The sequence below is a fragment of the Anaerorhabdus sp. genome (genome assembly GCF_036657415.1).
Classification (GTDB): domain Bacteria; phylum Bacillota_I; class Bacilli_A; order Erysipelotrichales; family Erysipelotrichaceae; genus Anaerorhabdus.
Genome location: NZ_JAVXGL010000001.1, coordinates 58011 through 79412, shown reverse-complemented (window position 1 = coordinate 79412; position 21402 = coordinate 58011). Strand labels below are relative to the sequence as shown.

The following is a 21402-nucleotide window of genomic DNA, read 5'->3' as shown; positions in this document are numbered from 1 at the left end:
GTTCAAGCTTTCTTACTTTATGTTAATCAAATTGCTGAACCCGTAACAGAATCTTCTTATGTAATCACATCTCTTCAAGCAGCGATTGCTGGAGCAGAGCGTGTCTTTGAACTTCTTGATGAGAATGAAGAAATTGTAGATAACAAATCTGTAGAAACAAATATCACTGAAGGGCATGTAGAATTCAATCATGTTTGTTTTGGATATTCTTCTGATAAAATTCTAATGCATGACTTGAATCTTGAAGTGAAGCCAAATGAAATGGTTGCAATTGTAGGCCCAACCGGTGGTGGAAAAACTACCCTTGTAAACTTACTGATGCGTTTCTATGAATTAAACAATGGATCTATCCATATTGATGGACAAGATATTGCTAAACTTAATAGAAATTCTATGCGAAGAAAAATAGGAATGGTATTGCAAGATTCATGGCTCTTTGATGGAACAATTGCCGAAAATATTGCGTATGGCAAACAGGATGCAACACGTGAGGAAATTATTAACGCAGCCAAAGCAGCATCTTGCGATCACTTTATCAGAACCCTTCCAGATGGATATGATACACGCCTGTCTAGTGAAGCAATGATGATATCCCAAGGTCAAATGCAACTATTAACTATTGCCCGTGCAATGTTATTAAATCCTACAATTCTTGTCTTAGATGAAGCCACATCTAGTGTTGATACACGCACTGAAGTTGAAATCCAAAAGGCAATGAATCGTTTAATGAAAGATAAAACCAGCTTTGTTATTGCACATCGTTTATCAACAATTAAAAATGCTGATTTAATCTTAGTTGTAAAAGATGGCGACATCATTGAACGTGGCAATCACTCAGAATTACTACAAAGAAAAGGATTTTACTTCACTCTACATCAAAGTCAATTTGAAGGATAAGCTGATTCTTAGCTCAATTAAGCTATTAATTCATGAACGAGTTACATACTTTTAAATTAAGAATTCTAAAGAATTCTTAATTTAGCGCTTCACTATAAAGTGGTATTATTTAAAAAAGAGAGGTGTTTCTTGATGAAAAGACTAGCCTTAGTATTCATATTATTACTTTGCAGCGCTTGTTCAATGAACTCCAATACAACAATTAAGTCCATAAATTCCAATGAACCAATATCCAATTCAGCTAATTATGAAATTAAAAATGCTAAAACATTAACCTTCACTTTATTCGAAACAACTCCAACAAGTTCTTTAGAAGGCAATTCTTTTGTAGTCACCGCTGAAGAAATAGGTACTAAAAATTTTGAAATCAGTACGCTTATGGATGAGAATAATTTTATAATTTCAATTAATGTAAACGGCGTTTCTAAGGTAGTTCATGAATTTACAACTCAACTTAATCATAGTCCAAACATAGAGTGCTACAGCACTTACTCAAATCAAGCAGAAATCGAATATCCAAATGAAACACATGGAGATATAATTCTTCTTGCCCAAAGTTATTCGCCTACCGAAAAAAATGAAGCGGTAAGAACCCTCTATTATGCACAACCTTTTACAAGTGAAGATTTAATATTAGACAATCCTTCAATTAATGACTTTGCATATATTCAAATCTCATTTAAATAGATAAAACCCTCTAAATTTTAGAGGGTTTTATTTTAGTCTAAATTATTTCCATTTGTATCAATAACTTTTTTATACCAATCAAAGCTATCTTTCTTCATACGGTTCATTGTACCATTACCATCATTGTCTTTATCGACATAGATAAAACCATAACGTTTCTTCATTTCACCTGTAGAAGCACTTACTAGATCAATACAACCCCACATTGTGTAACCAATTAAATCTACACCATCTTTGATTGCTTCATCCATTTGTTTGATATGTTCTCTTAGGTAGTCAATACGATAGTCATCATGGATCTTGCCATCTTCCGTAATTACATCATTTGCACCCAATCCGTTTTCTACAACCATTAAAGGAACTTGATAACGTCCATAAATTTCATTTAAGTAATAGCGTAATCCTTGTGGGTCTATTTGCCATCCCCAATCACTCGCTTTAAGATATGGATTAGATACACCCATCATCATATTTCCAGCTGATTTTGTTAACTCAGGATCTGTACTTGCACATCCTGACATATAGTAACTAAATGAATAGAAATCTACTTTTCCTTCAAGCAATGTTTGTTCATCCGTAGGTTCCATTTTTAGTTCAACACCATATTCTTCAAACAAACGTTTCGCAAAGTGTGGATATGCTCCACGTACTTGTACATCACCACAAAGGAAGTTTGCTTGTTGCATTCTGTGTTGTGCTTCAATTACATCATTTGGGTTACAAGAATATGGATATGCTGCTGAACCTGCAATCATACACCCAATCATAAAATTAGGATTGATTTCATGACCTAATTTTACTGCTTTTGCACTCGCTACAAATTGATGGTGTAATGCTTGGAAACGAATGTTCGCTTCTTCTCTTGTTTCTTTCTTTCCAAATAACATCATTGGTCCATCTTCTTTTGGCATAATACCTAATCCCATATATCCACCAAATGAATGAAGTGAGATATTGATTTCATTAAATGTTAACCAGTATTTTACTAAGTCTTTGTATTCAGTGAAGATAGTTTTGCAATAGTTTAGATAAAAATCAATAACTTTTCTATCTGCCCAACCATTGTATTTTTCAGTTAAGCCATATGGCATTTCATAATGTGAAATCGTTACTAATGGTTCGATGTTATATTTTTTTAGTTCTTCAAAAATTTCACGATAATATTGAACACCTTTTTGATTAGGCTCTGCTTCATCACCAATTGGATAAATTCGTGTCCAGTTGATGCTCATACGATAAATTTTAAATCCCATTTCTGCGAATAATTTTATATCTTCTTTATAGTGACCATACATATCCACTGCTTCATGACTTGGATAATAAGTATTTGGTTCAATCACTTTTGTAAAACGTCTTGGAGATGTATGTGTACCTCCTGTTAGATGGTCTGATGTACTTGCTCCTTTTCCATCAACATTCCATCCACCTTCACATTGATTTGCGGCAGTAGCGCCACCCCATAAAAACTCTTTTGGAAAACTCATTTTATTTTTCTCCCTCTAGGTCTTCACCATTTGTTTCAATAACTCGTTTATACCAATAGAAACTATCTTTGCGATAACGTTTCATTTCTGCTGTTTTTGCTTTTTCATCATCTTCATCGCGATCCACATAAATAAAGCCATAGCGTTTTGTAATACCTTCACGTGTTGATACTAAATCAACTGCACTCCATGGGCAATATCCAAAGATATCTGCACCTTCTTCAATACCAAGTTTCATTTGTTTGATTGTTTCTTTTAAGTGTTCAATACGATATTGATCATGAATAGAACCATCTGCCTCTAAGACATCTGGGCGACCATAGCCATTTTCAGTAATTATTACTGGAAGATGATATCTATCCGTTAATCGACGTGCAGTCACTCGAATACAGTATGGATCATAACTATTGCCATCTACACTATTCTTTGCGAAATATTCATTCTTGCATGCTTTACCAACACCTGGTTTTTCCATTAATTTAATCAAGTAACTCATATCACGGTTATCCGCTTTTTCAAGTTCTGATAAATCTAACTCATAGTGTTCTAAATGTTCTGTTGTATCATTACCATAACAATTGAATCCAATAAAATCAGGGTGGCATGTTTTCATGCATTCAAAGTCACCTTCATGAACATCAATGACAACATGTTGTTTTTCAAAATAACGATAAACACTCTTTGGATACTCACCAAATACAAGTGCATCTAAGTAGAAATTATTTCTTAAGTCATCCATATTCATAGCTGCAATAACATCCATTGGATTACATGTTTTAGGATATGATGTTGTGATGTTTGGTGCCGGTCCTATTTTTGAATTTGGACACATTTCATGACATAAATGAATTGCTTTCGCTTGAGCTACATTTTGAATGTGAGCTTGATTATAAAGATCATTTGGTGTAGAGAATTTTCCACTTCCACCGATCATATCAAATGCCCCAAAGAATACCAGCATATTTTGCTCATTATAGGTTAACCAATATTTTACATCATCTTTAAAATTTTCAAATAAGACACGACAATAATTGACATAAATATCAATCATCTTACGATCTTTCCATCCACCATATTTTTCTTGTAGTTTTAATGGTAAATCAAAATGGAAAATAGTCACTACCGGTTCAATTCCATGTTTATGACATTCATTAAATAAATCTTTGTAGAAATCAATACCAGCTTGATTTATTTCTCCTTCACCCTCTGGAAGAATTCTCGCCCATGCAATTGACATACGATACGCTTTGAAACCCATTTCCGCCATGAGAGCAATATCTTCTTTATAGTGATGATACAAATCTGAAGCATAGTGGAATGAACATGTTCCTGGGTTTAGTGGTTTTACATCCCAAACTGTTAATCCTTTTCCATCACAGTCGTAACCACCTTCAATTTGTGCACTAGATGAACTAGCACCCCATAAAAAATCTTTTGGAAATCCTTTTTTGTTTGGTAAACTCATAATTCCTCCTTTATTTATTATTTAAGTATTCAAGAATTGAAGTTTCCATTTGTGGTACCCACCATTCAAGATAACCTCGTCTTGTTGGATGTATTGCATCACTCATGTATTCCTTATACGTTTTTTCATCAATTACTTGAATGTCTAATGTATTCCATAAATCTATAATACCAATATCCCATTTAGCTTGAAGTTCATAAAGAGCATCAATCATCATTGGATACTGTTCATTGTCAAATTCAGTTCCTGTATAAAATATCACAGGTACATCCCATTTATTTTGACTGTATACAATAATTGTTTCCATTGCACCAATCACTGTTGAAACATCAAAATCATTAATCTCTTTTGACTTTGATATTTCTCCCATCGGTAATTTTTTTTGAGCATCATTTGTAGATAATTGACAGATAAATAAATCTGCTGTTGTATCTTCAATTGTCATTAATCGTTGGACATAAGAATCTTTACCATTATCAACCAACGTTGTTCCAGACTTAGCTTCTTTTGTATAAGTAAAATCATTTCGCTTTGCCATGAACTCTACAAATGAAACCCCTTGTGAATGCATTCCTTCAGTAACTGATGATCCTAAAAAAATAATATGCATATTCGCAAGCTTTGAGTTTTCTATTTTTTCTACGTTTGTTAAGCTATATTCTTTCCCATTTCCTGGATTAAAGTATCCAAGATAATTTGCAACTCCAATTCCTCCAACAATCATCAAACCCATAATAACTGTTACAACAATAATTAATCGTTTCTTTGTTTTCTTTTTCAATTTTCCTTCCCCCTAAAAATTTTAAAGAAAGACAGGGAAGAATTCTTCCCTGCCCTTTAATTATGCAGATTGACCTTCTTCTAATGCTTTAGCTTCTTGTTCTTTTGCATATAGTTGTTTGTCATATGCTTTTAAGAAAGGATAGTAAATTAATCCTGTTACAAGAACCATTAACCATGGGAAAATCAAATTCATTGGATTTAATGAAGCTAGGAACTCTGCAATACCTACTGGCATTACTGAACCAACTGCAATAAACCCTGGACGTAATAGTCCAAATGTAAATGCTAAATGTCCTAAGAACATTGGAATAACAATTGCTAGTAAATATGGAATAGCTAAGATTGGGTTATACATAATTGGATAACCGAAAGTAATTGGTTCATTAATATTGAATACACCTGGAATTACTCCAGCTTTTGCTACCGCACGGATTTGTTCAGATTTAGCTTTTAAACCAAGTACAGCCAACGCTAATGTATTTCCTGTACCTCCAGCACAAGCCATCATTCCAAATAATGCTACTGGATAATAAACAAGTGCTTCAACTCCACCAGATGCATATGCTGCTGCATTAGCTGCAGTACATTCTAATAAAACTGGCATGATTGCTACATAAACCATCATTGTTCCATGAATACCGAAAATCCACATTAGACCTGCAATAAGTCCTAGTAAAATCATTCCCCAAACACCTGTTAGGTATGAGAGTGGCATTGCAATTAAACCGATAAACAAATTAGGGAAAGATGTTCCCATTGTCATTGTGCAAACAACATTAACAAGTGTCCATAATACGATTGATAAGAATGCTGGTACGATTGCGCTGAATCCATCAGCTAAGAATGGTGGAACTACATCTGGCATTTTAATAACAATTTTCTTAGTAACACAGAAATGATAAATACGAACTGTAATCAAACCAACAAGAATTGCTAAGAATAATCCTGTACCGCCTAAGTTTCCTGTTGTGATAGCTGTCATTGAAGCTGTTTGAGCACCTTCAGTTACTAATAGAAAGAAACAAAGTGTTGAGTTAATTGCTCCTGTCATTGGTTTTAGACCAAGTTGTTTAGCATAGTTATATCCTAATTGGAATACAAACCAAACTGACAAGAAATTCATTGATAAGTTATAGGGTGCATAAAGGATATTATAAATATCACTTCCTACTTCAAATACTTTAAATATTGTTGGAATAACTGCACTTAATTGGAATACAGCTCCCACCATGATAATACCCATTGATCCCATGAAAGCAGCTTGAATTGAGTTGATTGCTTTATTTGCACCAATTTTTTCTCCAGCAGCTTGTAGTGCTTTCATGAACTTAGATTCAAATATTTTATCCATTTTTTTCTCCTTATTTATTTAATAGTTTATTTACTTGCTTAAAGATATTTGTTGCATTTCCGATTGCATAATCTGCAGGTTCAATTTTTCCTAATGGATAATCTTCTCCACAAGTTTGTCTTAAAGAATCTGCACGATTTGAGATTTGAGGTCCATACAGTGTCAAATCCCAGTCTTTATATAATTCTGGAAATTCCGCAACACCATGTGCTTCACATACAAAGTCCTCAATTCCATTTTCTACTGCATACTTTTCAAGTTTCTTAATCAGCATGCTTGTACTCATTCCCCCTGCACAAATTAGTAATAGTTTCATAAAAGTCCTCCTTTCAATATTTATGCAAACCCATCTTAGATGGAATCATTGCTTTTATGAATTTTCATTGCTTTTTCGTAAATGTTTTTACCATTCATTGTTCCATAATCAAGTAACTCAATCTGTTCAAGTGGATAACCTTCTTCACATTTATCAAACACTTGAATTTTTTGATTACGTACTTGTGGCCCATATAGTGTTACATCAAAGTCATTATGCAATTCTCCAAAACGACTGAATGAATGTGCTTTACATACAAACTCTGTATCGCCAATGCTTTTGGCATATTCATTTACTTTTCTTTCTAATATTCCTGTGCTTAAACCACCAGCACAAATTAATAGAAGTCTCATTTTTTATAGAACTCAATCATCTCTGTTATGAGTTCAATTGCTAACATTGCTGTCATAAGATGATCTTGTGAATGTACAAGTAATACATCAACATCTATGTTTTCTCCATTCGCTCCAGCAATCAATAAGTCTGTTTGTGCTTTATGAGCAATGATTGAATATTCATTGGCCTTTTCAATATATTCTTTTGCTTTGTCATAATCTGAATCATCTCTTACTGCTCGAAGAGCTTGGAATGCTAATCCTCTTGCTTCTCCTGCATTAGCGATGATAATCATTGATATTTCTTCCATTTTTGTGTTGTCCATTTTTCTTATCTCCTTACTGGGCTTATTATTTCTAATACGTATGCAATGCCATCATCAGGCACAATGATATTGAATGATTTTTCAATTTTCTTCATTGTTTTGGATACGAATTTGAAATCTTCTTCTCTATTTTCTACGATATATTCTGTGTTTGGATTTTTAGGAAGTGGTTTATTTTCCATTAAATTATTAATCATGCATGCAATATGCATATATAATCCAATTTCTTGATCCTCATTTAATGAATATTTTTCATTAATTTCTTCCATGACTACAGGTAATATTTTTTTCAATTTTTGAATCGACAAACTGTGAAGCTGTTCTTCAAGATTTAGATCAATCTCATCGTAGTTAATACATTTTTCATTAATTGGTTTGAATAGTAATATTTGATCTAATTCTTTAGGTTTTGCACTGAATACATCTGATATTGAAATGAACGGTATTCCAAATAATTTTGGATTGTAAGTTCCAACAAACGCATGAATTTCATTTGCTTGTTGAATTGTCATCACTTCATTAAGTAAAGTTTTTTTATGTGAGATTGCTAATGGAATAGTCTTAATATTTAAGTTTGAATATTTATCAATATATTCCTTTAACTGTTCAGCACCGCCTTCACCTGTATTACAAAGTGTAATAATTACTTTAGGTTTACGAATAAATCCTTCTTTTAGATTTGCAATTTCAGTTAGAACGGAATGATAGACTACATCAATATCATTTTCCATCGAACATTTTCTTGCAGCATCTAAACCAATCAAAGTAACTGGCATATAAACTAAACGTAGTGGTATTTTTGTTTCTTCTTGAATAGTTTCCAACATAGTTTTAATTGAACCCATATCATAAATTACAAGAACCCCTTTACCTTGATCGATTGTTTTGATTAATAGCTTTAATTCCTCCAAAGCTGTTTGTGTATCTGAATTAAGACTTAAATCAAATGCATATGTATTGCTTGTTTTGGTCAATGCATTCGTAACATCTCTTAGTGAAGTTGCTGTAGAATCTCCATGCATCGCAAATAATACTTGTGGTGTGCTTATCCCTTTTTCTTCAGGAACATCAATAATGAACATTGTAATTAATACAATTTCATCGATTGGTAAATTCAACTCATATTCAATTTTAAGTTTTGCTGCCAGCTTAACTCCCATTGAATATTCTTCAGGATAGTTTTGAATAATATTTGTAATTTGATCATTACTTATTCTTTGTTGATTTTTATTTAGTGTTAGTAATGAATTAACATGTAAACATAATCCATAAATAATATTTGCAGGATATTCACGATCAAATTTTAATCGACATTTTGTTAAGAAATCATTTACAATTCCAATTACTTTTTCATCTACAAGTTTTTGTAATTGTTCAATATTAATAACTTGTTTACTTAGTTGATTCTTATATTCTACAAATACATTTTTTAAATAACTGTTTACAATAGTCGCAACTTCTTGTCTATCAATTCCTCTCTTTTCTAATTCATTTGCACGATTCTTGATATCTAAATACATATCTCCTTTTGTATTGATGTGATCCAATTTTGTTTGAATCTTATCTTTGTTAAAGATATATGTGTTGTTGTCATTTGTGATTAATGTTTCTAACTCTTCCTTGCGTTTCTTTTCATTGAGTAACCCTTTTCTAACATAGGCTTCAAAATCATATGAATTAATTACAATGCTCTCATTAACATCTTGATAACTTCTTACATATGCATTTGCACAAGCAATTTTAATATCATGATTGAGTTGTTTAACATTTAGTGGACATTCATAAAGTAGCAATGATTTCATCGTCTCTGAATTAATTTCTATTTGACGATTTGATCGTGCAGCTTCAATTGATAAGAAATGATTTACTAATTCAAATCTTTCAAGAAGTGGTCTTTCATCAAGAGAAGGAATTTCAATTTTCATTGGAATTTTGCTTGCATAATTCTCAATATTTTTTCTACTTGAATCAATTGAACATGCAAGAATCAATAATACATTTCTTTTTACTTTATTTTGTTTATCGTTATCATAATAAAGTGAACCTGTTTCCAAATATGTATTTATATTTTCTTGATCTTGTCCTTCTAATAAATTCACATTGTCAATGAAGAGTACACCGTTTTCCGCTCTATCGAAACAATTTAGAAAATCATCAGTTGAATCTGGTAATCCAAATAATTCTTTTCTCAATGCATCTTTATTATCAATGTAGTGATTACAATTCAATTTAATGAATTGTGCTTCTTCATCAATAACTTCTACCTCTTTCGCAAAACTATACATAAGCTTTGCGAGTAAACTTGTCCCACATCCTCTTGGGGCAATTATTAACGTGTTCAAACTTTTTTGCGGATAGAGAATAGACGCTTTCGCAAGTTGTACTACACTTCGCAAACTTCCGTTATATCCAATATAGGATTTGAAACAAGAAGTTTCGGTAGACTGTTGTTCATTTTTTTTATGAACTGTATAAAGCACAGGTCTAGTTCCAACTTTTTTTAACTTCCCCTCTGCACATAATTGATTTAGCAGAGCACTTGCATTGCTGCGTTGTATTCCTAGTTGTTTTGCAACATCACTGGTTTCAACTCCAACCGGATCACTTGCTTTCTTACTAAACTCAATTTGCTGAATTAGTTCATATACTGTTTCTTTTGCTGATTTCATACCTTTAATCTCCTATCTACGGTATATGACTTCTCTTAACAATTTCCATTTTAGTGTATATACATAAAGTGTCAAACTGCCAAGAATTGTCTTATATGCTCAATTTATACACTATTTTTAGCGTTTAAACACTTCTTAGTGTATAAAATCAGTTAAAGTGTATGAAATAGTTTATAAATCGGCTTAGTGTATGCTTTTTACACAAATAAAAAAAGGAAGTGTATAATTTATTTCATACACTTCCACTATTTTATAAATCGTTAAACTATTTTAATTTTAGTTCTCAAATTGCGCATTAAATAGTTTTGAATAAAATCCATGCCCTTGCAATAACTCTTCATGTGTTCCTGATTCAATGACCGAACCATTTTGTAGCACCAAAATAATATCCGCATTTTTTATGGTTGATAATCGATGAGCGATAACAAACGATGTCTTCCCTTTGCATAGTTCTAACATTGCTTTTTGAATAATCATCTCAGTTCTTGAATCTACATTGCTAGTTGCCTCATCAAGAATCAACATTTTACTTTCTGACAACATGGCTCTGGCAATTGTCAAAAGCTGTTTTTGTCCTTTAGATATGTTAACTCCATCATCAGTTAAAATTGTATCATAGCCATCTTTCAACGTTTCAATGAAATCATGAACATGAGCTGCTTTACAAACTTTTACTACCTCTTCTATCGTCGCATCATCTTTACCATACGCAACATTATCAAATATACTGCCACTGAACAACCACGTATCTTGGAGAACCATCGCATATTGTTTACGCAAAGAATCACGAGTACATTCATCAATCCTATGATTATCAACTAATATCTTTCCTGCATTTACATCGTAAAAGCGCATTAGTAAATTAATTATGGTCGTCTTTCCTGCACCGGTTGGTCCAACAATCGCAATCATTTTTCCAGCTAGTGCCTCAAAACTTAAATCATGAATAATTTCTTTACCCTCTACATAACCAAACTTAACATGCTCGCAATTAACATTTCCTTGAATATCTTCTAACACAGTTGCATGATCAATATCTTTAATCTCACTTGGTTCATCCAATAATCTAAACACTCTCTCTGCTGCAGAAATAGCCGATTGCAAGTCAGCCAAAATATTTGCGGTTTCACTAATTGGTCCAGAAAATTTACGGGAGTATAAGACAAAAGATGAAATATTACCTATGGTAATATTACCCATCAAATATAACAATGCTCCAAACATACTCACAAATGAAAGTGAAAGATTGTTGATAAAATTTACCGATGGTCCTACAACACTACCTTGGTAATCTGAATCATAATAGGCATCGACAGCTGCTGTATTTTGCTCATCAAATTTAGCAACAATAGTATCTTCTTGCCCATAAGCTTTAATCGTTTTATAGCCCGATAACATTTCTTCAACAAAACCATTCAGTTCTCCTAACTTACGCGAACGTTTAGAAAAGAGCGGTTTTACTTTCTTTGTACGATATCGAGTGAAAATAATAATAAGCGGTACTGTAAACAGAAAGATAATACATAATTGTGGTGAGATTGAAATCATCATCAATGCTGATACCACAACAGTAATTACACTTGTTAGAACAGTAATCAAATCACTAGAAAGTGATGTATTAATTGTATCTATATCATATGAAATCTTCGAGATAATATCCCCAACTTGATTCTTATCAAAATAACCAATAGGAAGTGTCAACAAATGGTTAAATACTTCCTCACGCATTTTTAATGTTACCTTGCTTGAAACATTAATTAGAATAATTTGGATTATATATCCTAAAATAGAACTTAATACATAAAAGAAAATCATTAGAATACAATAATGGAATACTACTTTAAAATTAACATTACCTGGTGTTGTCCCAATTGCATCAATCGCTAATCCTGAAAGCTTTGGTCCAATTAGCGCAAAATAATTACTCAACAGTGTTAATGTTAGTGCACAAATTACTGCGATTTTATTCGCAAGCAAATATTTTAAGATACGTAACACTGTACCTTTTCTATTTCTAGTCAACTAGAGCACCTCCCATCTGAGAGTCACTAATCGATGCATAAATTTCACTACGTTCTAATAATTCTGCATGACTACCTAAATCACTAATTTGTCCATTATCTAATACCAAAATTTGATTAGCACTTTTAATACTTGAAATACGTTGTGCAATGATTATCATTGTTGTATTTTGATAATTCTCATTGATTGCTTTTCTAAGTTTCGCATCCGTTCCATAATCTAGTGCACTACTCGAATCATCTAGTAACATGAATTCAGGATGACTTGCAAAAGCACGCGATAACAATATACGCTGTCTTTGACCACCTGAAACATTTGTTCCTTTACTTGTAAGATGATAATCAACATTTTGTTCAAGACTACGAATAAAATCACTAGCCTGTGCATCTATAATAGCGGCATCCAAATCATCTGATTCTATTTCTCTACCAAACACAATATTCTCTTTGATACTATCACTAAATAAGAAATCATTTTGCATTACAATACCAAACATCTGTCTCAACTCTTTTGGTTCAATTCCACGTATATCAATACCATTCAAATAAATTGCACCTTCATCAATCTCATAGAATCTTAACAAAAGTTGCATAATTGTAGTTTTACCAGAACCTGTTGCACCTAATATCCCTAATGTTTCCCCTGGCTTCAATTTAAAACTAATATTTCTAATATTATCTTTTATCTTTAAATATGAGAAAGACACATTTCTGAATTCGATTGCATAATTTGGATCTCCTTTGGGATAAGATAATTTCTCTTTAGGATTATTTTCTGTTTCTTCTAATACTAAATCAATACGATTTGCACTTGCCAAACCTTTTGATAAGATAACAAATATATTGCTGATAGCCAACAACGCATTCGAAATAATTGTGAAATAAGACATGAACGCAATAATTTTACCTGTTTCTGATAAACCTGCATTTACTTGGTATGCTCCTACTAAAATCACTAGTGATAATCCAATATTTAAAAATAAATTCATACTTGGATTAATAATTGCCATTTTAATATTTGCACTCCGTTCTTGGTTTCTTAAATTATTATTCACACTGAAATAACGTTTCTTCTCTGCATCCATCTTACTTAATGCTTTTATAACACGAATTCCTTGTATGTTTTCTCTTACAACTTGAATCATCTTATCTGTTGCTACTTGAACTTTCGCAAATAAAGGTATCCCCTTCGTTGAGCGTATATAAATTATGACAGCAATAAAAGGAATAACCGCTAATAGAACCAAAGCTAATGTTGGTTCTAAGATAAATGTCATGACTATTCCGCCAATGGTTAATATTGGTGCTCGAACACCCATCCTTTGTACCATTCCTAGCATACGATGAACATTGTATGTATCGGTTGTTAAGCGTGATTCTAATGAAGATATGGTATATTCATCTGTTTTTGTGCAGCTTAAATGTATCGTTTTATCAAATAAATCATGCCGAATATTTTCTGTAACATCTCTTGCTACTTTACTTGCTTTTCTATTTGCATATACATTCATTCCCCATGCAAGTAGTGAACACATAATCATCACAGTTCCCCATATAATGACAAGCATTATATCTTTTTGTGGAACCACATTATCTAAAATAGTAGACAAGATATATGGAATAAATAGTTCAACCACTGAACCAACAGTCTTTACAAGCAATCCAAATAAAAGCGCTTTGTAAAAAGGTTTGCAATATTTCTTAATCGTATTCAAAATTCCATCCCCTTCTTTACACTATCTATTATTGTAAATCATTCATCCGTAAAATGTATCTATAAATGTTTAATTATGTAATTATTTCGCAAAATAAAACGATTGAAGCTAATCAACCGTCTTATTAAAAGTCTGATTTTTATCTCCCAACCAATTTGCAAAATGAAAATAGACTGAGGTTAATATTGCCGCTAATGTCCATGTCACACTATACCCCCATGCAACAATATCAATGCTGTTAAAAATAGGCATCGCTATCCATAGGAAGACTTGTCTCATAAATACAAAGCTAACAATTGAAGTAATCATTGGTACAATAGTTAAACCACTGGCTCGTAAAGCACCTGAATAAACCTGATGGAATACAAGCGCAATATAGAAAGGAATCATGATACGAATCATTGCCGCACCTGCAATAATTACATCTGGATCAGTTGAGAAGATTTCAACACAAACATCTGCATAAATCCAAATGGGAATACCTAATATCAAAATAGATAAAATACCCATTATTATTGTTGTATTAACACCCTTCTTGACACGATCAATTTTGTTAGCACCCATGTTTTGTGCTGAAAATGTTGTAATCGCAAGAGCAAAGCTATTGATTGGTAAAGCGATGAAATTATCAAATTTATTAGCTGATCCAAACCCAGCAATAGCTGCTGCACCAAAACCATTCACATAGGATTGAACAATTACATTTGATAGTGAGACAATCATATTTTGAAGTCCTGAAGGAATACCTATTTTTACTATTTGAACTAAAGTTGGTCCATGAATTCTTAGTTTTTTTATTTCTAACTTATAGATTTCTTTTGAAAGCATTAGTGTAATTATTACAAGAATAGACGAAACACCTTGGGCGATTAATGTTGCCCAAGCAACACCTGCAACACCCATGTTAAGTTGTGTGACAAAATACAAGTCTAATATGATATTGATAACACTCGCAACTCCTAAAAAATAAAGAGGTCGTTTAGAGTCACCAATTGCTTGTAGTATTCCTGTTCCTGCATTATACAAAGTTACAAATAAAACACCTAAGAAATAAATTTGAAGATATTCAACTGCTTGTGGCATAACATTCGCTGGAGTATTCATCAATTCTAATAGCCAAGGCGATAAGAAATATCCAAACAAAGTTAATACAACTCCAAATAAAATTGAGAACAATGTAAACGTATGGACTGTAATCGAAAGTTCATTTGCACGTCTAGCTCCATAGTGTCTCCCTACAATTACGCCAGCACCTACTGCAACACCCATAAAGAAACCAATGATTAAATTAATTAATGGTGTACTAGCACTAACCGCAGCTAATGCAGTTTTTCCAACATATTGGCCAACAACAATTGAGTCAACTGTATTGTACAAAAGCTGAAATAAATTTCCTAGCAATAATGGAATCGCAAAGAACAAGATGCGTTTCCAAATCGACCCTGTCGTCATTTTTGCTTCAATAACTTCCACCCACACCCCTTCTTCCTATTTCAATTTAACTATTATACCACTACTTTCACTTTTTTGAATGACAACAACATGGTAAAATTAAAAAAAGGAAGGCACAAAAAAATGAACGATGCATGGAAACAATGTATTTCAATTTTAAATGATAACCATTACGATGCATACTTAGTTGGTGGCGCTACTCGTAACTTTTTATTACACCTGCCTGTCCAAGATTTTGACATCACTACTAATGCTACTCCCACACAAATTAAAAAGTGTTTTAGAAATTACCGAATGTTAGACATCGGCATCAAACATGGAACAATAACTATATTCATAAATAATACTCCTTATGAAATAACAACGTATCGTATTGATATGGATTATAGAGATCATCGCCATCCCAGTAAAGTTGTCTTTTCCAATCAGCTAAAGGATGATTGTATGCGCAGAGACTTTACTATGAATGCAATATGCTATCACCCTGAACAAGGATATTTCGATTTTTTCAATGGGATATCTGATATTGAAAATAAAATTATTCGTTGCATTGGAAATCCCAACGAGCGTTTCAATGAAGATGCATTACGAATTCTACGAGCAATTCGTTTTAGTTGCCAACTTCAGTTCACAATTGAACCTATCACTAAAAAAGCATTATTAGAAAATAAAGTTCTTTTGAAACATATATCCAATGAACGTATCCAAGACGAATTGAACAAAATATTTTTAAGTTCTTCTTGTGCTCAAAAACTTTTTGAATATCATGATGTCCTCGAAGTAATCATACCTGAATGTAGAGAAATATCACTTTCACCAAAGAGACTAAACAAGACCTACGAGATGTTATCAAAATGCAAACCATCTATTGCATTACGACTTTCTTGTTTGCTACATCAACTTCATGAACCCGCTTTAACTTCATTTACTATTTGTAAACGACTAAAATATTCAAATGTACTTACTAAGCGAGTACAAGTACTCTTATCTGTCATGAATAAACCAATTTCTTCAAAATTTGAATTCAAACTTCTTTTATCTCAATATAGTGATTTTTTTGAAGACATACTTTATTTCAAATGTTTAATTGATACTACTTTAGATGAAAATGAATTATTTAAACAATATCAAACAATCATTCAAGAGAATGAATGTATATCGTTGTCACAATTAGATCTCAAAGGTAATGAACTTTTAGATTTAGGCTATCCCAAAAATCAAATTTCAACATTGTTGCATGAATGTCTATACCAAGTAATGCAAGATAAAGTTCCAAACAAAAAAATGGAATTAATCACTTTTTTAAAAACCAATAAATAATCATTTAAAAAATGAGTTTATTATTATTGATTTAAGTTGTAGTAATATTCTAGAATACTGACAACTCTAATATAAAAAATTCACTCTTTTATTTTCCGTAATAATTCTTTCTGTTACTCGATACACATTGAAGCTAAATAAAAATAAACCGTGAGGTTTATTTTCTTTTATAATTCTTCAATGCTGAATTTAACTTTTCAGTACTAGCTTCTTGTTCGTATTTTTCACCTAACAACATAAAGAATAAACCAATTGCCATTGTGATTATAAATATCGGATAGTTGATATCAGGCAATCCTTCAAACCATTTAAATGCATAAGCAGTGCCACCGAAAATGATTGTACAAATAGCCAACCAAGATAGTGACTTTGTAAAGAGAATACCTTTTGAATAATCACAACGATCATCAAGCATTGTTACTTGAAGTAGTGCAACAACAAGGCTTGCCATGATACCTGTGAATATTGTCATAAACGTCATTTCATATTTTCCTTGCACAAAATACATAAATCCCGCTAAGAAAATAACTGCCGAGAAATAGATACCCATATATAATTTCATATTCATTGACCATAGAAAGAAATCTCTAAATTTTTTCATGTTGTTCTCCTTTTAATTTTTGCTTAAATAATCTTGCGTAGTGTCTAGATATTACTAACATTTCTTCATTGTTTAATGTTACAATAATTCTTCCATTTAACTGACTCTTCAAACTCTCAATATGTTGAATATTTACAATCAAATTCTTAGCACCACGGAAATAATCTGCAGTTGAATATTCATCTTCAAGTTCTTGTAATGTTGATCTTGTTTTCCCCACCCGATTACTTGTATAAATATAAGTAGTTCCATCAATACTTTCTATATACAGAACATCTATTGGATTTACATAAAATTTTTGATTATCTGTATCAATACATTCTATCTTTTTATTTTGGCTTTCCAATAAATCAATTACACGTTGAATTTCAGGGGTTATACTTTTACATTGTATGAGTATTTCATCTTCAATAATAGAATTGGTAATTACTTTTACTTTCATAAAACACCCCTTTCTTCATTGTAAGGATAAACTGAATATATAAAAAAAACAACTCACTTTTAAGTAAGTTGTCATTTTATGCGATAAGTTGCAATTAATAATCACCTTGGGCAATCATTGCATCAATAACTTTTTGCATACCCGCAATATTTGCAGCTGCTACATAATTAATTTTATCTAAGCGATATTTCTTCATTGCATCTGTACATTGCTCATGGATTTGTTTCATGATGTCTTGTAGTTTTTCATCAACTTCTTCAAATGTCCAAGAATAACGCATACTATTTTGACTCATTTCTAGTGCTGAAGTCGCAACACCACCTGCATTAGCTGCTTTACCTGGTGCAAATAAAATGCCTTTTTCAAGATAGTAAGCAATTGCATCATTGTTATCTGGCATATTTGCACCTTCTGCAACTGCAATACATCCATTTGCTACGATTGCTTTAGCACGCTTAATATCAATTTCATTTTGCGTTGCACATGGTAAAACAATCTCTGCCTTGAGTTTTGCATCATAAACAGAGCCTTCAAAATATTGACCATGCTTTGCTAGTTTAGGATAATCTTTTAAAGAACCACGAAGTTCTTCTTTAATTTTTTTCACAACTTTTAAATCAATTTTTTCATCAACAATATATCCGCGTGAATCACTCATCGCAATAACATGAATTCCATGTTGCATTGCTTTTTCAACTGCATAGATAGCAACATTTCCACTTCCTGATACAATCGCATTTAGCCCTGCTGGTTCAATGTTATTTGCTTTCAACATTTCTAATAAGAAATAAACCAAACCATATCCTGTAGCTTCTTTACGTGCTAGAGAACCACCATAACCAATACCTTTACCAGTTAAGACACCTCTTTCACTAATTCCACGAATTCTACGATATTGTCCATAAAGATATCCAATTTCTCTACCACCAACACCCATATCTCCAGCTGGCACATCCACATCTGGTCCAATATGACGATATAGTTCCGTCATAAAGCTTTGGCAGAATCTCATTACTTCAGAGTCACTTTTACCTTTAGGGTCAAAGTCACTTCCCCCTTTTCCTCCGCCAATCGGTAATGTTGTTAATGAATTCTTAAAGATTTGTTCAAAACCTAAGAATTTAAGAACAGACAAATTCACAGTTGGATGAAATCGTAGGCCTCCTTTATATGGACCTAAAGCACTATTATATTGAACACGGAAGCCACGATTAACATGTGCTACTCCCTTGTCATCCGTCCAAGGTACTTTGAATTGAATAATTCTTTCAGGCTCTACTAATCTTTCAAGAATCGCCATTTTTTCATACTCTGGATGTTTCTTAAAAATAACTTCAACTGATTTCAATACTTCTTCTAAGGCTTGATTGAATTCCGGTTGATCCTTATCTTTTTGTTTAATCTCTTCTAATACTCGTTCAATATACTTCATCATTATTCCTCCAACTTCTATGTTTCTATTTTAGACGTATGAAGCCTATCTTACAACATTTTTATAAAAAAAATGCGACTAAATAATCGCATTTTCACTTACTAATCATTAATTACAATTTCAAAACCACTAATCTTACCTTCAAAGAAATAGAATGTAAGTAATTTACCTTCCATTGTATATGTAATAATTATTACATCTTTATCTGGTTTATCAATGTTTCCTTGTTGAACTACGTAATCCTTACCATACTTTGCAGTTACATCAGCAATTGTGGATTGGTTTAATAATAAGCTACCACCAATCTTCGCAGTGTTGAGGTTATTATCATAACTTTGCAAATGTAACCCTACTACCATTGCATTATCGCCTTGTTCTTCTGCTGTGCTGCCTGTTTTCACATCAATTGTGAATAAGTCTTGATTCTTTGCTTGTGCTTGAATGTTATAGAATGTTTCATCTACTGTATACAAGTCAGTACCATTTGTATCAGTATATATTGTAACATCATTATTTATTAAGTCATTTACCTTAAATGGTATTGAATATGTACTGTCATTAATCGTTACTGAAAAGTCCTTACTTGGTAGTTCTGTTTTAGGTGTTGTAGCACAAGCTGTTAATGTCCCCGCAAAAAGTAGGGAAAATCCTAGTATTACTATTTTCTTAAATTTGGTCATATTGTTATTCCTCCTTAGTTAAACCTAGGCCATCAGGTAATTGTTACTTGATAATTTTATGATAGCACAACTCACTGAACACGGAAGAATTACGCTCCCTAACTTTTTGTAAGGAGTTTTTTTGCGGATGAATCGATCAAAATTGCTCCCAATGGTGCACTTATCAAAATTGATAAAACGGCTACCGTCAAAACAAGTTCTCCACACGCTAATCCCATAGCTAATGGTATTCCACCAATAGCTGCTTGAACAGTGGCTTTGGGTAAATAAGCAAATGCGCAAAATAATTTTTCCTTATTTGTAAATTTAGTTGGTAGAAGACTAATAAATACGCCACCCATTCTAAATATTAAACCTCCTAATACCATCAAGATTGTAAATAATCCCGCACCTAAAGCAAATGTAATGTTCACACTAATTCCAACGAGAACAAAGAGAAATACTTCACCTGCTATCCAAAGTTTATTATATTTTGATGAAAGTCGATTTGCTAGTTTTGGATAAAATACATTAATAGAAATTGCCATACTCATTACTGCTATTAAACTAGAAAAAGGTAAAATTGATGATATTTCTTTTTCAAATCCAACTATGAAGAATGAGAAGGCTAAAATAATTAAGAGTTTAATTGAATCTCTCATATGAAATTTTTTAAAATACATTTGAAATACATATCCCCATGCCACTCCTATTAAAATACCACTAAGTATTGCGATAGGTACTTGAATAATACTTGAAAGATTAACTTCTCCTGATTGAACAAATGTTGATACTACTGTGAATAACGCAATAACAAAGACATCATCAAATGAAGCTCCCGTCAAGATAAGCTGTGGAATCTTTCTTTCTTGCCCATAACCCTCTTCTGTGAGTTGTATCATTCTAGGAACAACAACTGCTGGTGAAACAGCCGCTAAAACACAGCCAATTAACATTCCTTCCAATACAGTTGTATTTAAAAGAATTGGTCCTAAAATTGTACAACCAACTATTTCAAATGTCGCTGGCAAGAAACTCATAAAAAATGCTGGTTTACCAATCTTCTTCAAGTCATCTAGTTTCAATGTTAATCCAGCACGAGTTAAAATTATAATTAATGCTATCTGACGAATTTCCGAAGAAATAGCTAATAGCTTATCATCAATAACATTTAAAAAACTGCCTCCCAGAATTATCCCCACTAGAATCATTCCAATAAATCCTGGTAATTTTAATTTTGTAAACAAACTTGAAAACAACAACCCAAATACAAGTATAAGTGCTACACTAACTAACATATTCTATCCTCCATAAAATAAAAATGACGTAGTTCAAAAAGAACTAGACGTCATCAGCAATTGCGGTTTTGCATAAAGCAAGGGAGAGCATCATTCCCAAAGTAATTTTATCATATCTACAAGTTTTGTAAATTATTTTTAAACTAGTA

The 21402-nt window shown here is 32.3% G+C and carries 19 protein-coding genes and 1 riboswitch; of the genes, 3 read left to right on the top strand and 16 right to left on the bottom strand.

Going from position 1 to position 21402, the window contains the following annotated elements; genetic code table 11:
* Together RSB60_RS00370 and RSB60_RS00365 are read left to right on the top strand one after the other, a co-directional pair.
* The coding region (locus RSB60_RS00370; protein ID WP_332613805.1) for an ABC transporter ATP-binding protein at positions 1–897 on the top strand (897 nt) is incomplete at its 5' end.
* Between the two features lie 132 nt (positions 898–1029).
* Positions 1030–1584: a hypothetical protein gene (locus tag RSB60_RS00365; RefSeq protein ID WP_332516183.1), complete on the top strand. Its 555-nt coding sequence runs from the start codon at positions 1030–1032 to the stop codon at positions 1582–1584.
* 32 nt (positions 1585–1616) lie between these two features.
* Here the strand turns inward: RSB60_RS00365 and RSB60_RS00360 are convergent, their stop codons facing one another.
* The 11 genes from RSB60_RS00360 to RSB60_RS00310 all read right to left on the bottom strand — a co-directional run bounded on the left by RSB60_RS00360 (position 1617) and on the right by RSB60_RS00310 (position 15522).
* Entirely contained in the window at positions 1617–3068 is a 1452-nt protein-coding gene (locus RSB60_RS00360; RefSeq protein ID WP_332613803.1) for a glycoside hydrolase family 1 protein, read from the bottom strand.
* Between the two features lies 1 nt (position 3069).
* Complete coding sequence (locus tag RSB60_RS00355; RefSeq protein WP_332613801.1) at positions 3070–4533, bottom strand: glycoside hydrolase family 1 protein; 1464 nt, start codon at positions 4531–4533, stop codon at positions 3070–3072.
* Positions 4534–4543: 10 nt separating this feature from the next.
* On the bottom strand, positions 4544–5314 hold the full coding sequence (locus RSB60_RS00350; protein WP_332613799.1) for an SGNH/GDSL hydrolase family protein: 771 nt from the start codon (positions 5312–5314) through the stop codon (positions 4544–4546).
* Between the two features lie 60 nt (positions 5315–5374).
* Positions 5375–6667 (bottom strand): PTS sugar transporter subunit IIC, encoded by a 1293-nt coding sequence (locus RSB60_RS00345; protein ID WP_323381331.1) that lies wholly within the window; start codon positions 6665–6667, stop codon positions 5375–5377.
* A 10-nt stretch (positions 6668–6677) separates the two neighbouring features.
* Positions 6678–6983: a PTS sugar transporter subunit IIB gene (locus RSB60_RS00340; RefSeq protein WP_332613797.1), complete on the bottom strand. Its 306-nt coding sequence runs from the start codon at positions 6981–6983 to the stop codon at positions 6678–6680.
* A 35-nt stretch (positions 6984–7018) separates the two neighbouring features.
* The gene (locus RSB60_RS00335; protein ID WP_332490569.1) at positions 7019–7336 is read right to left on the bottom strand and encodes a PTS sugar transporter subunit IIB; all 318 of its coding nucleotides are present in this window, start codon (positions 7334–7336) and stop codon (positions 7019–7021) included.
* Positions 7333–7644, bottom strand: coding sequence for a PTS lactose/cellobiose transporter subunit IIA (locus RSB60_RS00330; RefSeq protein WP_323381334.1), 312 nt, complete (start codon positions 7642–7644; stop codon positions 7333–7335). The genes RSB60_RS00335 and RSB60_RS00330 overlap by 4 nt, the downstream gene beginning before the upstream one ends.
* Positions 7645–7649: 5 nt before the next feature.
* The gene (locus tag RSB60_RS00325; protein WP_323381335.1) at positions 7650–10313 is read right to left on the bottom strand and encodes a PRD domain-containing protein; all 2664 of its coding nucleotides are present in this window, start codon (positions 10311–10313) and stop codon (positions 7650–7652) included.
* Between the two features lie 276 nt (positions 10314–10589).
* On the bottom strand, positions 10590–12335 hold the full coding sequence (locus tag RSB60_RS00320) for an ABC transporter ATP-binding protein (RefSeq protein WP_323381336.1): 1746 nt from the start codon (positions 12333–12335) through the stop codon (positions 10590–10592).
* Complete coding sequence (locus RSB60_RS00315; protein ID WP_332613794.1) at positions 12328–14049, bottom strand: ABC transporter ATP-binding protein; 1722 nt, start codon at positions 14047–14049, stop codon at positions 12328–12330. The genes RSB60_RS00320 and RSB60_RS00315 overlap by 8 nt, the downstream gene beginning before the upstream one ends.
* A 108-nt stretch (positions 14050–14157) precedes the next feature.
* Complete coding sequence (locus tag RSB60_RS00310; RefSeq protein ID WP_332613791.1) at positions 14158–15522, bottom strand: MATE family efflux transporter; 1365 nt, start codon at positions 15520–15522, stop codon at positions 14158–14160.
* Between the two features lie 102 nt (positions 15523–15624).
* Between RSB60_RS00310 and RSB60_RS00305 the strand changes: the two genes are divergently transcribed.
* Entirely contained in the window at positions 15625–16821 is a 1197-nt protein-coding gene (locus RSB60_RS00305) for a CCA tRNA nucleotidyltransferase (RefSeq protein WP_332613789.1), read from the top strand.
* A gap of 157 nt (positions 16822–16978) precedes the next feature.
* Here the strand turns inward: RSB60_RS00305 and RSB60_RS00300 are convergent, their stop codons facing one another.
* The 5 genes from RSB60_RS00300 to RSB60_RS00280 form a co-directional block, all read right to left on the bottom strand.
* Complete coding sequence (locus RSB60_RS00300) at positions 16979–17422, bottom strand: hypothetical protein (RefSeq protein ID WP_323381340.1); 444 nt, start codon at positions 17420–17422, stop codon at positions 16979–16981.
* Positions 17409–17864, bottom strand: coding sequence for a LytTR family DNA-binding domain-containing protein (locus tag RSB60_RS00295; protein WP_323381341.1), 456 nt, complete (start codon positions 17862–17864; stop codon positions 17409–17411). Before RSB60_RS00295 ends, RSB60_RS00300 begins: the two co-directional genes overlap by 14 nt.
* 94 nt (positions 17865–17958) lie before the next feature.
* A complete protein-coding gene (gene gdhA, locus RSB60_RS00290; RefSeq protein WP_332475669.1) occupies positions 17959–19296 on the bottom strand; it encodes an NADP-specific glutamate dehydrogenase in 1338 nt (445 codons plus the stop codon).
* Between the two features lie 101 nt (positions 19297–19397).
* Positions 19398–19976: a hypothetical protein gene (locus RSB60_RS00285; RefSeq protein ID WP_332613787.1), complete on the bottom strand. Its 579-nt coding sequence runs from the start codon at positions 19974–19976 to the stop codon at positions 19398–19400.
* Positions 19977–20074: 98 nt separating this feature from the next.
* On the bottom strand, positions 20075–21253 hold the full coding sequence (locus RSB60_RS00280; RefSeq protein WP_332613784.1) for a cation:proton antiporter: 1179 nt from the start codon (positions 21251–21253) through the stop codon (positions 20075–20077).
* A 37-nt stretch (positions 21254–21290) separates the two neighbouring features.
* A riboswitch (Fluoride riboswitch) is annotated at positions 21291–21360 on the bottom strand.
* Positions 21361–21402 lie beyond the last annotated feature (42 nt).